The organism is Streptomyces sp. NPDC054866, assembly GCF_053610745.1.
Map to the genome: position 1 here is coordinate 408,742 of NZ_JBSGZA010000003.1, position 12,129 is coordinate 420,870.

12 protein-coding genes are annotated in these 12,129 nt (G+C 70.7%); 9 read left to right on the forward strand and 3 right to left on the reverse strand.

The window, feature by feature from the left end:
* The first annotated feature begins 182 nt into the window (after positions 1-182).
* The 3 genes from ACWGI2_RS17300 to ACWGI2_RS17310 all read left to right on the forward strand — a co-directional run bounded on the left by ACWGI2_RS17300 (position 183) and on the right by ACWGI2_RS17310 (position 2,802).
* Positions 183-1,337, forward strand: a complete 1,155-nt coding sequence (locus ACWGI2_RS17300) for a sensor histidine kinase (RefSeq protein ID WP_453696120.1) — start codon at positions 183-185, stop codon at positions 1,335-1,337.
* Positions 1,338-2,024: a response regulator gene (locus ACWGI2_RS17305; protein ID WP_453696121.1), complete on the forward strand. Its 687-nt coding sequence runs from the start codon at positions 1,338-1,340 to the stop codon at positions 2,022-2,024.
* A 253-nt stretch (positions 2,025-2,277) separates the two neighbouring features.
* Positions 2,278-2,802, forward strand: coding sequence for a helix-turn-helix domain-containing protein (locus ACWGI2_RS17310; RefSeq protein WP_453696122.1), 525 nt, complete (start codon positions 2,278-2,280; stop codon positions 2,800-2,802).
* 61 nt (positions 2,803-2,863) lie between these two features.
* Here the strand turns inward: ACWGI2_RS17310 and ACWGI2_RS17315 are convergent, their stop codons facing one another.
* Positions 2,864-3,409 (reverse strand): peptidoglycan-binding domain-containing protein, encoded by a 546-nt coding sequence (locus ACWGI2_RS17315; RefSeq protein ID WP_453397362.1) that lies wholly within the window; start codon positions 3,407-3,409, stop codon positions 2,864-2,866.
* A gap of 356 nt (positions 3,410-3,765) precedes the next feature.
* On the opposite strand from ACWGI2_RS17315, the gene ACWGI2_RS17320 reads away from it, so the two are divergent.
* Both ACWGI2_RS17320 and ACWGI2_RS17325 read left to right on the forward strand, forming a co-directional pair.
* Positions 3,766-4,890: an XRE family transcriptional regulator gene (locus tag ACWGI2_RS17320; protein ID WP_453397361.1), complete on the forward strand. Its 1,125-nt coding sequence runs from the start codon at positions 3,766-3,768 to the stop codon at positions 4,888-4,890.
* A gap of 394 nt (positions 4,891-5,284) precedes the next feature.
* A complete protein-coding gene (locus ACWGI2_RS17325) occupies positions 5,285-6,274 on the forward strand; it encodes a malate dehydrogenase (RefSeq protein WP_453696123.1) in 990 nt (329 codons plus the stop codon).
* Here ACWGI2_RS17325 and ACWGI2_RS17330 read toward each other — a convergent pair.
* Positions 6,271-7,704: an MFS transporter gene (locus ACWGI2_RS17330; protein WP_453696125.1), complete on the reverse strand. Its 1,434-nt coding sequence runs from the start codon at positions 7,702-7,704 to the stop codon at positions 6,271-6,273. The two genes, ACWGI2_RS17325 and ACWGI2_RS17330, sit on opposite strands and share 4 nt — an antisense overlap.
* A gap of 91 nt (positions 7,705-7,795) precedes the next feature.
* Between ACWGI2_RS17330 and ACWGI2_RS17335 the strand changes: the two genes are divergently transcribed.
* The 3 genes from ACWGI2_RS17335 (at position 7,796) to ACWGI2_RS17345 (ending at position 9,593) form a co-directional block, all read left to right on the forward strand.
* Complete coding sequence (locus tag ACWGI2_RS17335) at positions 7,796-8,725, forward strand: LysR family transcriptional regulator (protein WP_453696126.1); 930 nt, start codon at positions 7,796-7,798, stop codon at positions 8,723-8,725.
* A gap of 74 nt (positions 8,726-8,799) precedes the next feature.
* On the forward strand, positions 8,800-9,048 hold the full coding sequence (locus tag ACWGI2_RS17340; RefSeq protein WP_160506754.1) for a helix-turn-helix transcriptional regulator: 249 nt from the start codon (positions 8,800-8,802) through the stop codon (positions 9,046-9,048).
* The gene (locus ACWGI2_RS17345) at positions 9,045-9,593 is read left to right on the forward strand and encodes a hypothetical protein (RefSeq protein WP_453397358.1); all 549 of its coding nucleotides are present in this window, start codon (positions 9,045-9,047) and stop codon (positions 9,591-9,593) included. The genes ACWGI2_RS17340 and ACWGI2_RS17345 overlap by 4 nt, the downstream gene beginning before the upstream one ends.
* On the opposite strand, the gene ACWGI2_RS17350 is transcribed toward ACWGI2_RS17345, so the two are convergent.
* Positions 9,587-10,369: a hypothetical protein gene (locus ACWGI2_RS17350; RefSeq protein ID WP_453696128.1), complete on the reverse strand. Its 783-nt coding sequence runs from the start codon at positions 10,367-10,369 to the stop codon at positions 9,587-9,589. The genes ACWGI2_RS17345 and ACWGI2_RS17350 overlap by 7 nt on opposite strands.
* A gap of 165 nt (positions 10,370-10,534) precedes the next feature.
* On the opposite strand from ACWGI2_RS17350, the gene ACWGI2_RS17355 reads away from it, so the two are divergent.
* The gene (locus ACWGI2_RS17355) at positions 10,535-12,064 is read left to right on the forward strand and encodes an aldehyde dehydrogenase family protein (RefSeq protein WP_453696130.1); all 1,530 of its coding nucleotides are present in this window, start codon (positions 10,535-10,537) and stop codon (positions 12,062-12,064) included.
* Positions 12,065-12,129: the final 65 nt, after the last annotated feature.

The following is a 12,129-nucleotide window of genomic DNA, read 5'->3' on the forward strand; positions in this document are numbered from 1 at the left end:
GCCGCTGCTCTGTCTCGCCCTTGCCCTTGCCCGAGAAGCTACGGCGTCGGGGCGGGGGGAGTCGTCCCGCGCAGGGTTGAGGTTCGGGCACGCCCTGTGGAGTACGCCCGTGGTTCCTGCAACTTCCGCTGTACCGCCGTAGTTTGACGTTCCGGTGTCCGCACCCGAGCTACGCTGCGGCGATGCGGATCCGCCCCCTCGTCGCCGACACGTCGATCGCGGTCGCCCTGACCACCGTCGCCGTGCTCCTCGGGCAGGAGTCTGTGCGGCAGGGGTGGCCCGAACTCGACGTGCGGGGCTACGTGTTGGTGGCGCTCGCCAATCTGCCGGTCGCGTGCCGCTCCAAGGCGCCGCTCGCGGTCCTGCTCCTGGTACACGTGGTGTGGGCCGGGTACGTCACCCTCGGCTACTGGCCCGTGGTGAACACCTTCGCGCCCATGCTCACCGTCTACACGGTCACGTCCCTGCGGCCCGCCCGCGTCTCCGTCCCCTGCGCCGCCCTGATGAGCGCCGTCTGGATCTACGCGGGCCTGGTGAGCGAAGGCGCGTCCATGGCGTCCGTGGTCGGACAGGCCATCGGCTTCCCCCTGGTGATCTGGCGGTTCGGTCACCTCGCGCGCCGCTCCGCGGAACTGGCCAGGCAGCTGAAACGTGAGCAGGACGAGCGGGCGCGGCGCGAGGTGGCCGAGGAACGCGGGCGCATAGCAAGGGAGTTGCACGATGTCGTGGCGCATCACATGTCCGTGATATCCGTGCAGGCGGGCCTCGCGAAGTTCGTCTTCGCCTCCGATCCCGCCACCGCCCACGCCGCGCTCTCCACCATCTCCGGCACCAGCGGTGAGGCCCTTGAGGAGCTGCGCCGCATGCTGCGGGTGCTGCGGGCGCGGGAGGAGGACGACGGTGCGCCCGACGCGCCGATGCCGGGGCTCGCGCGGCTCGGCGAGATGATCGAGCGGGTGAGGGCCGGGGGAGTCGATGTCGAGCTGCGCGTCGAGGGGACACCGCGCCAGCTCGCTCCCGGGATCGAACTCTGCGCGTACCGCGTGGTCCAGGAGGCCCTGACCAACGTACTGAAGCACGCGCGAGGAGCCGGCGCGGCGGTCGAACTCCGTTACCAGCCGCACCACGTGACGGTTTCGGTGACCAATGACGGGGAGGGGGTGATTCCGGACAGAGTGAGCACAGGGAGCGGCCATGGGTTGATTGGGATGCGGGAGCGGGCCAAGCTCTACGGCGGGACGATCAGCATCGGCCCGCGGAGCGAGGGAGGGTTCGCCGTGCGTCTGACCCTGCCGACCTCCGCGCAGGCCGCATCGCAGGGGGACGACGCGACTTAGATGACCAGGGTGCTCGTGGTCGACGACCAGTTCCTCATCCGGGCCGGATTGGTGGGGCTGCTGCGCGCCGCGCCCGGCATCGAGGTCGTCGGTGAGGCGGGTGACGGTGCGGAAGCCGTAGCTCTCGCCGCGACGACCCGGCCCGACGTGGTCCTTATGGACATCCGCATGCCCGGCATGAGCGGCATCGTGGCCACCGAGAAGATCCTCGCCGAGGCACCCGAACCACCGCCGCGCGTCCTGGTGTTGACCACCTTCGATCTCGACGAGTACGTGTACGGGGCGCTGCGGGCCGGAGCGTCGGGCTTTCTGCTCAAGGACTCCGGGCCCGAGCGCCTGCTCGCCGCGGTGGCCGCCGTCGGTGGCGGCGACGCGCTCTTCGCGCCCAGTGTCACCTGCCGCCTCGTCGAGGCCTTCGCCCGGCAGGCCGGTGCGGGAGCCGGGGGTGAGTGCGCGGAGCCGCCGCCCGATCTGCGGGCGCTGACCCTGCGCGAGGTCGAGGTCCTGAAGCTGATCGCGACGGGCCTGTCCAACGCGGACATCGCCGACCGCCTCTACATCAGCGAGGCCACCGTCAAGACCCACCTCAACCGGACGATGTCCAAACTCGACCTGGACAGCAGGGCGCAGGCGGTGGTGGTGGCGTACGAGACGGGCCTCGTCACGCCGGGCGGCGGCGGCCGCTGACAGCAGAGACGGCGCCCGTCCTCTCCCCCGTGGGAGGACGGGCGCCGCCGGTTCGTGGAGGGCCGCTCCAACGGGATCCAGCGTCATGCCCCCGCCAATTCCGTACAAGGGATGCCTTGCCCCTGTGGCAGGGAGGTGACCATTCCGCAACGGTGTTCCCAGCCCGCAACAGGGGGCGGCGCGGCGCGGAAGGAACCACTTCGGGTCACCCCGCCGTCATGGGGGCAAACTGGGCGCATGCTGGGGGTGAAGCATGAGTGCTGCCTGGCAGCCGCTTCCGGAGGCACTTCCGCCGGAGGTACGGCATTTCGTGGAGCAACTGCGGCTGCTCAAGGACCGCACCGGCCTGAGCCTGATCGCGCTCGGCGAGGAGACGGCCTACAGCAAGTCCTCCTGGCAGCGTTACCTCAACGCACGGCAGCCACCGCCCCGGCAGGCGGTCGCTGCGCTGTGCAAGGTGGCGGGCGAGGACGGCGAACGGTTCTGCGCGCGCTGGGAGGTGGCCGTCCGCGTATGGCCGCGGGGCGGTGCGGGCGGCACGGAGCCCGCCCCGGGCGTCGTACTGAGCAAGACGAGCAAGGCAGGCAAGGCGAGTAGGGCAGGCAAGGCGAGCAGGGCAGGCAAGGCGGGCAAGAGCGCGCCCTCTGCCCGGTCCAGAGGGCCACGGCGGCCGTCGCGTGCCCGCTCGGCCTGGACGTGGCGCTCCACCGTCGCAGTCACCACGTTCCTCGTCCTCGCGGTGCTGTTCGAAGGGCTGCTGAGGTTCCTGATGAGCTAGCGCATGAGCCGGGGCCGCCACGACGTGGCGGCCCCGGCCGGGGGTGAGGCGGAGTCGGGGGTCAGCCGCGCCAGTTGTACGCCGCCTTCTTCCACTTTCCGTCGATCTTCACGTAGTACGTGCCGGAGAGGCGCTTGAAGCCGACGTCGTGCTTGTAGCCGCTGTACGTGACATGGCCGCCGCCTGCTGGGCCGTTCAGGAAGTCGTCGGCGACGCCGAACGTCTCCTTGCCGACGATGCCGTCCACGTCCTCGACGTCCTCGCGCTGCTGCCACCACTTGGTGGCCGACTCGGTCTTCCGGCCGAAGCTGCCGTCGATGTCCCACTTCTTGAACGTGTGCCGCTTGCCGTTGCTGTCCTTCCACTTGGCCCCGTCCGCGTACAGGACGGACTGCCACAGGCGCGTGGCGTTGCTGTTCGCGTGGCTGTGGCGCGACAGATCGCCCTCGTCGCCCCAGTCGTTGTACGCGGCGCCCTTGCCGTCGACGACGTGCGGCCCGCTGGCCTGCGCGAGCGACGCGGTGCCGCCGAGCGCGATCGCCGCCCCCGCCGTCACGGCCACCGCCGAGCCGAGCAGCCGCTTCGACCTGCCCTTGCTGATGCGCATGTGTTCCCCCTAGGTGGTGCGTTGACGTCTTCGATGCTTCCTCCCGGAGGCATTTCGCAAAAGGGCCAAGCGGTGCATTCGGGATGATTTGGGACGTCCCAGGCCGCTACCAGGGGTTCCGCATCGTGGAGCGGGACAGCGATGGGACACTGGACGCCGGACCGCACGGAGTGCGACGGTGCACGCCAGTGGCCCGAACACTCCCGTGCGCCCCCGGTCCGGGAACTGACATCCTGACTTTTGGCATCCCTCTGGGTAGCCCATGACAGGAGCGGCGGGGGGCTGCCTCATGGGCAGAGCGGGGGGAACCACGCGCGGGGGCACGTTGGCACGTACCGGGGGGAATAGGGGGAGTAATGCCTCGTTGGAAGGCGCTACCGGATGAGCTGGATCCGCAGGTCAGGGAGTTCGCGAGTCAGCTGCGCAGGCTCGTCGACCGCAGTGGTCTGAGTATCGCCGCGGTGTCGGACCGCACCGGGTACAGCAAGACGTCGTGGGAGCGCTATCTGAACGGGCGGCTGCTCGCTCCGAAGGGTGCGATCGTCGCGCTTGCCGAGGTGACGGGGACCAATCCCGTTCACCTCATCACCATGTGGGAACTCGCCGAGCGCGCGTGGAGCCGCTCCGAGATGCGGCACGACATGACCATGCAGGCGATCCGGATCTCCCAGGCGCGGGCCGCGCTCGGCGAGTTGGGACCGAATCCGCCCAAGGGCAAGAGCAAGGGCGCGGAAAGTGGCGGCACGGCGCGCAACGGCGCCCCGGGCGCGGGTGCCGGTGCCGGAGCCGGTGTCGGTTCCGTCGACCGGCCAGGGCGTACGGCACGCCCCGGCGGCAGCGTCACGGGGGTCGCGGGCCCCGCGGGTGTCTCGCCCACGGTGCCGCCGCAGGCTCCGTCGTACGGACCTGGGGGCGGGGGCGACCAGGGCGTCGTCCTGGGGCCGCCCGGTACGCACGAGCCGGGCCGTGGCGGTGACTCGCCCGACCGGCAGCGGCGACGCAGGAAGCTGACGATGTTCCTGGCGGGTGTCGTCGGCGCGCTCGTCGTCATAGCCGCCGCGGTCTTCCTGACCGACTTCGGCAAGGACGACAAGGGCAACGAAAGCGCCAAGCCGCCGGCGTCGCCGAGCACGAGCGACAAGGACCTGCCCGAGGGCGTCGAGTGCAGCGGCAAGAGCTGCACGGGCAAGGACCCGGAGACCATGGGCTGCGGCGGCGAACTGGCCGCCACGACGACGCGCGCGACGGTGGGCAAGGCCGTGGTCGAGGTCCGCTACAGCAAGACGTGCGGGGCGGCGTGGGCGCGCATCACGCAGGCGGCTCCGGGCGACAAGGTCACGATCTCCGGCGACGGAGCCAAGCAGAACGGGACCGTGAACGCGGACTTGGACGCGTACACGCCGATGGTGGCCGTCAAGGACGGTGCGTCGGCGGAGGCGTGCGCGACCCTCAAGGCGGGCCAGACCGGCTGCACGAAGTAGGCGCGGCCGGGGCCGGGTGCCGGGGGTGACCGACGGGAGATGGCGGCCACCATCTCAGGGGGGGAGCGTGGCGGCCGCCTGGGGGTGTGACCACTCCCGTGGGGGTACTGCTGCGTGTGCCCGCACTCGCCGAAGACATGCCTGTCGATTTCGCAGAAATTTCGCGAGGCCCGAACGGAGCCCGTACATCGCGGTCCTGCGGCACGGATGGATCTCTGTGGGGCGGGCCACACCCTCCCGGGGTTCGGGGGTCGGCGGGGCGCGATAGCCTGAGCGGCGGATCTCTCTTGATGCCAAGAGATCGATCATCGAGGGCGTCGGTGGGGATCCAGCACAAGGGGACCCCGCACAAGGGGCGGGGACCCCCACCGCCAGCTGTCTTACGGAGATCGCCATGACCCGCACTCCCGTGAATGTCACCGTCACCGGCGCGGCCGGCCAGATCGGCTACGCGCTGCTCTTCCGCATCGCGTCCGGCCACCTGCTCGGCGCGGACGTGCCGGTCAATCTGCGACTGCTCGAGATCACGCCGGCCCTGAAGGCCGCCGAGGGCACCGCCATGGAGCTCGACGACTGCGCCTTCCCGCTGCTGAACTCGATCGAGATCAGCGACGACCCGAACGTCGCCTTCGACGGCGCCAACGTCGCCCTCCTCGTCGGCGCCCGCCCCCGCACCAAGGGCATGGAGCGCGGCGACCTGCTCTCCGCCAACGGCGGCATCTTCAAGCCGCAGGGCAAGGCGATCAACGACAACGCCGCGGACGACATCAAGGTCCTCGTCGTGGGCAACCCGGCCAACACGAACGCGCTCATCGCGCAGGCCGCCGCCCCGGACGTACCGGCCGAGCGCTTCACCGCGATGACCCGCCTCGACCACAACCGCGCGCTTTCGCAGCTGTCGAAGAAGACCGGCGCCCCGGTCTCCGACATCAAGCGCCTCACCATCTGGGGCAACCACTCGGCCACCCAGTACCCCGACATCTTCCACGCGGAGATCGCCGGCAAGAACGCCGCGGACGTCGTGAGCGACCAGGCCTGGCTCGCCGACGACTTCATCCCGACCGTCGCCAAGCGCGGCGCCGCGATCATCGAGGCCCGTGGCGCGTCCTCGGCCGCCTCCGCCGCCAACGCCGCCATCGACCACGTCCACACGTGGGTGAACGGCACGGCCGCCGGTGACTGGACCTCGATGGGCATCCCGTCGGACGGTTCGTACGGCGTTCCGGAGGGCCTCATCTCCTCCTTCCCCGTCACCACCAATGACGGCAAGTACGAGATCGTCCAGGGCCTGGAGATCAACGAGTTCTCGCGTACGCGCATCGACGCGTCCGTGAAGGAGCTCACCGAGGAGCGCGAGGCGGTCCGCGGCCTCGGCCTCATCTAGGACGACACCTCACGTCGACCGGTACGACCCTTCACTTCGCCCCCGGCAGCCGCTCGACCGGCAGCCGGGGGCGAAGTGCGTCCGGCCCCGTAGCCGAAGGTGACCAGGGCCGCCGCGGCCACCACCGCGAGCCCCACGACCCGCAGCGACGCCTCCATCCCGGAGGTGAATCCCTCGTGCGACGCGAGGACCGTCCCCGTGACGGCCACCCCCAGCGCGGCCCCGACCTCCCGCGCCGACGTCCCGAGCCCCGAGCCGAGGCCCGCCTGGTGCGGCGGCAGCGAGGAGACGACGCCGAGCGTGAGCGCGGGCATGCACATCCCGGTGCCCGCCGAGATGACGAGCAGCCAGCACGCGTACGCCGCGTAGGGCGTGCCCGCGTCCGCCGTGGACGCGCCGAGCAGGCCGAGCCCGATCAGGAGCAGCCCGCCGCCCACCAGCGGGCGAGGCCGCTTCGAGAACCGTGCCGCGAGCTTCGGGACGAGGACCATGCCCACGGTGAGGGGGACGATGGCGAGGCCCGCGCGGGCGGCGCCGTACCCCTTCACGTACTGCAGATACTGCGAGTTGACGTAGAAGAGCGAGAAGAGACCGAAGAAGGACGCGGCCGTTCCGAGGGTCGCCGCCCGCAGCCTGCGGGACCCGAAGACCCGCGGGTCGAAGAGCGGTGCGCGTGAGCGCAGGGCGTGTGCCACGAACGCCCCGATGAGCGCCGCGCCCAGCGCGAACGCGACGAGGATGCGCGCCGACGTCCAGCCGTACACCGGGCTCTCGATGATGCCGAAGAGCACAGCGAACAGCCCGCCGGTGAGGAGGACCGCGCCGACGGGGTCGATGGCGGCCTCAACGGACGTCTCCGTACGGGGAGTTGTGCGCACCGCGGCGAGAGCGAGGATCGCGGCGAGCGGCACCATCAGCCAGAACAGCGCGCGCCACGGCAGGTACTGGCCGATCAGGCCGCCGACGGCGTTCCCCGCGAAACCGCCGAGCCCCGCGGCCAGCGCCCAGGACGCGATGACCCGCGGCCGCTGCTCCGGCGACGCGGTGCGCACCAGGATCGACATGGTCGCGGGCATGATCAGCGCGGCCCCCGCGCCGGAGACACCCCGCCCGGCGATCAACTGGAGGGGCCCGGTGGCGAGCGCGCTGACCGCCGCGCCCAGGGCGAAGAGTCCAAGACCCCAGAGCAGCGCGCCCTTGCGGCCGTACCGGTCGCCGAGGGCGCCCGCGGGGATGAGGAGGCCCGCGAAGACGATGACGTACGCGTCGACCGTCCACAGCAGTTCGCTCGCCGAGGGATCGATGGACGACGAACTCAGCTGCGGGATGAGGAGGTTGATGGCGGCGACCATGCCCTGCGCGACGAGCACGCAGGCGCAGAGGGTCAGTTCGGCCGAGCGGCCGAGCCGGTTTCGGGCAGGAGAGGGCAAGGCTCCTCCAAGGAGCGTCGTGGTGGGGGATGCCCGCTCACCGTAGGCTCGCTCCTCACATGATCTCCAGTGCAACCTTTGCAAGGGATGTATGCGCGTGACGCAATCCGAGCCGGGTCATCCCGGCAGCGGCCTCGACCTCAATCTCCTGCTCGCCCTCGACGTGCTCCTCGACGAGGAGAGCGTGTCCGGCGCCGCCCGCCGGATGCACCTGTCGGAGCCCGCGATGAGCCGCACCCTGGGCCGCATCCGCAAGGCCCTGGGCGACCCCGTCCTCGTACGGGCGGGACGGCAGATGGTGCCCACCCCGCACGCGCTCGCCGTCCGCGCCGAGGTGAGCGCCGTGGTGGAGCGGGCGCGGGCCCTGTTCGCCGGTCCTGGCGCGGCCGATCTGCGCACCGTGTCCCGCACCTTCACCGTGCTCGGGCAGGACTCGATCGCCGCCGCCTACGGCCACGCGCTGTTCGCCCGCGCCGCGGCCGAGGCGCCCGGCGTGCGCATCCGCTTCCTCGGCGAGAGTCACGTGGACGCGCCCGTGCTGCGCGAGGGCACGGCCGACCTGGAGGCCGGGGTCATCGACACGGTCGCGCCCGAGGTGCGGGTGGAGCACCTGCGCGACGACCGGATGCTGGGCGTCGTGCGCTCCGGACATCCGCTGCTGCGGGGGGAGTTGACCCCCGAGCGGTTCGCGGCCGCCGACCACATCACGGTCTCCAGGAGGGGCAGACTCCAGGGACCGCTGGACGGCGCCCTCGCTGAACGAGGGCTGACGCGCCGGGTGGTGGGCAGCGTGGGGACGTACCCCTCGTCGCTCTTCATCCTTCTGCGCACCGACCTGGTGGGCCTCGCCGTCTCCTGGGCGCGGCCCTTGACGGACACCCTCGGCCTGGTCACCTTCGAGATCCCCCTCGACCTGCCGGTGCTGCCGCTGGGCATCGCCTGGCACCCCCGGCACGACGCGGACCCCGCTCATGCGTGGCTGCGGGAGTGCGTGCGGGATCTGCTGCGAACCGCTGGGTGATCTCTGTCGCGTAGCTGCTCTGTTGCGCACCCGCTCTGTTGCGTGTCTGCTCGCTGATGTAGTACTTCTTATACATGAGCGAGCAAGTGCACAACAGGTTGGCGATGGTGCGCGCGGAGCGGAAAGTGTCGCGCCAGAGCCTGGCCGAGGCAGTGGGGGTCCACTACCAGACCATCGGCTACATCGAGCGCGGGCAGTACAACCCGAGCCTCGACCTGGCGCTGAAGATCGCGGTGTTCTTCGGACTGCCGGTGGAGGCGCTGTTCTCCCTCGAGCCGTTCCGCCCGCTCACGGACGAGGTCTACGGGAGGAGTCAGGGATGACGGGCCGGCAGGCACAAGGGGCACAGGAGATGACCGGCTACGACCGGCGGATGTTCGCGCTCATGAACCGGCGCGAGGGGGCGCCGATGTACGCCACCGCCACGCGCAGGCGGATCGCGGTCGGCGCCCACATAGTGCTGACCGTGGCCAGTGAGGTGGCCTGGCTGCTCACGGTCGTCGGCGACCAGCGGTGGGCGATGTGGACGATGCTCGGCCTTCTGCTGCCGTGGTGCGTCGCCACCGGCGTCATCAACGGCGCCACGCGCGGCCTGCTCGAACTGCGCGAGCGGGTCCTGGACGAGCGGCAGCGCGCGGAGCGGGTCCGCGTCGCGGCGCGTGCGCGTCAGATCATGCTCTGGCTGCTCCTCGCGGCGGCGGTCGGCGCCGGGTTCACCGCGTACCAGGGGTGGGACACCGAGGGGCTGCTCTTCCCCGTGCTCTTCACCGCGTTCGTCGTGCACTGGCTGATGCCGCTGTGGGTGGCGGGACTCGCCGTGCGGGACGAGCCGGCGGACTTCGACGAGATCCAGCACGAGGTTCAGTAGGTGTTCGGCTTGTCCGTCACCTGACCCTGCAACTGGGACACGTCCACGGAGTCCTTCTCCGACGGAGTCTTCGACGGGACCGGCTTGTCGTAGTCGCTGAGCGTCAGCGTCGAGTCGGTCCCTCCACCCTTCTCCGTCGCCCTGACCAGGTACGGAGTGCCTTCGGTCGCGACGTACAGCGTGGTGGTCTTGCCGTCCTCCCTGCCGGAGACGGGGATCGCGGACGTGCCGTCGACCTTGGTCGTCTCGCCCTTCTTCAGGGCTGTGCTGTCGTCGGACTTGTTCTTCACCTCGTCCTGGATCGTGTTGAGGTCGCAGACCCCGGCCATGTCCTTGAGCAGGGCGTCGTCGGTCGTGCCGTACAGATAGCGGTCCCCGATCACCTCGGCCGCGGCCTCGCCCTGGCCGCCGGGGAGCTGGGCCTTCCAGAAGGCGAGGTCGGGCTTCATCCAGACCTTCTCGCCCTGCTTGATCAGCTCCAGGCTGCCGCCGTCGTCGGCCATGCGCAGCGAGCCGACGCAGTTGTCGTCCTGGTCCAGGGTGAGGTCCATGGAGACCGGCTCGCCGCCGTCGACGTCCTTGCCCTTCTGCTCCAGCTTCAGGTGGACCGACTTCGCGTCGAGCAGCTCCTGCTCCGCCTTGTCGGAGATCTCCTGTGCGCTCAGATCCTCCGTGTCGGCGAGCGCGACGGCCGGTGCGACCAGCAGCGCGGCAGCCGTACAGGCCGCCGTGCAGGCCGCGGTGCCCCAGCCACGCTTCCTGGATATTCCACGCATAGCGCCACCTCCAGGGATGAACCCCATAAACCCCTCTTCGAGCGTACGTTTCGCCCCAGGTGCCTGCACGCGCAGTGACACAGCGCACTTTCAGTTATGTAATGCGCATGGTTTCTCCGCCTCGGGGCATGTGCACCCGGCTACCGCGAGTGACAGGCGGGGCGTATGACAGGAACGGAAGGCAAACGGGACGTGTCCGCACAACAGACCATCCATGTGGGCGGAGAGTGGCGAAACGCCCTCTCCGGCGCCACGCGCGAGATCCTCGACCCGGCGGATGCCAAGCCGTTCGCACTGATCGCCGAGGGCGGCACCGAGGACACCGACGCGGCCATCGCCGCCGCACGTGAGGCGTTCGACCACGGACCGTGGCCGGCCACGCCCGTCGCCGAACGGGCCGCACTGCTGCGCCGCGTCGCGGACCTCCTCGTACGCGACCGGGAGAAGATCGGGCTCCTGGAGAGCCGCGACGCCGGCAAGACCGTCGAGGAGGGCCGCGTCGACGTCGACTGCGTCGCCGACGCCTTCCGCTACTTCGCCGACCTGGTGATCGGCGAGGGCGCGGGCCGCGTGGTCGACGCCGGGTCCGACGAGATCCACAGCGTCGTCGTGCACGAGCCGATCGGCGTCTGCACGATGATCACGCCCTGGAACTACCCGCTCCTCCAGGCCAGCTGGAAGATCGCCCCCGCGCTCGCCGCGGGCAACACCTTCGTCATCAAGCCGAGTGAGGTCACTCCGCTGACGACGGTCGCGCTGATCGAGCTGCTCGTCGAGGCGGGCCTGCCTGCCGGTGTCGCCAACATCGTGACAGGACCCGGCCACACCGTCGGCGCACGCCTGTCCGACCACCCCGACGTCGACCTGGTCTCCTTCACCGGCGGCCTCGTCTCCGGCACCAAGGTCGCCCAGGCCGCGGCCCTCGGCGTGAAGAAGGTCGCCCTCGAACTCGGCGGCAAGAACCCGAACGTCGTCTTCGCCGACGCCTGCGCCACCGAAGAGGGCTTCGACACCGCCGTCGACCAGGCGCTGAACGCCGCCTTCATCCACAGCGGGCAGGTCTGCTCCGCCGGCGGCCGCCTCATCATCGAGGAGTCGGTGCGCGAGCGCTTCGTCGCCGAACTCGCCCGCCGCGCAAGCAAGATCAAGCTCGGCCGCGGCACCGAGGACGGCGTGGAATGCGGCCCGCTCGTCTCGCAGCAGCAGCGCGAGAAGACCGAGATGTACGTCGCCTCCGCACTGGAGGAGGGCGCGGTCCTGCGCACCGGCGGCAAGCGCCCCGAGCCCAGCGAGGTCCGCCCCGCCACCGGCTACTTCTACGAGCCGACCGTCCTCGACCAGTGCCACCGCGAGATGCGCGTGGTCCGCGAGGAGGTCTTCGGCCCGGTCCTGACCGTCGAGACCTTCCGCACCGAGGACGAGGCCGTCGCGCTCGCCAACGACACCGAGTACGGCCTCGCGGGCGCCGTCTGGACCAACGACGCGGGCCTCGGCCGCCGCATGGCCCGGCGCCTGCGCCACGGCACGGTCTGGATCAACGACTTCCACCCCTACCTGCCGCAGGCGGAGTGGGGCGGCTTCGGCAAGAGCGGCGTCGGGCGCGAGCTCGGACCCGCAGGGCTCGCCGAGTACCGCGAGTCCAAGCACATCTACCAGAACCTGGCACCGCGGCCGGTCCGCTGGTTCGCGGGCTGAGGCCCGACTCGTAGAGGCGTGCGCGGGGGCGGCGGTCCCGCCCCCGCGCACGTGTATGTCCGTAC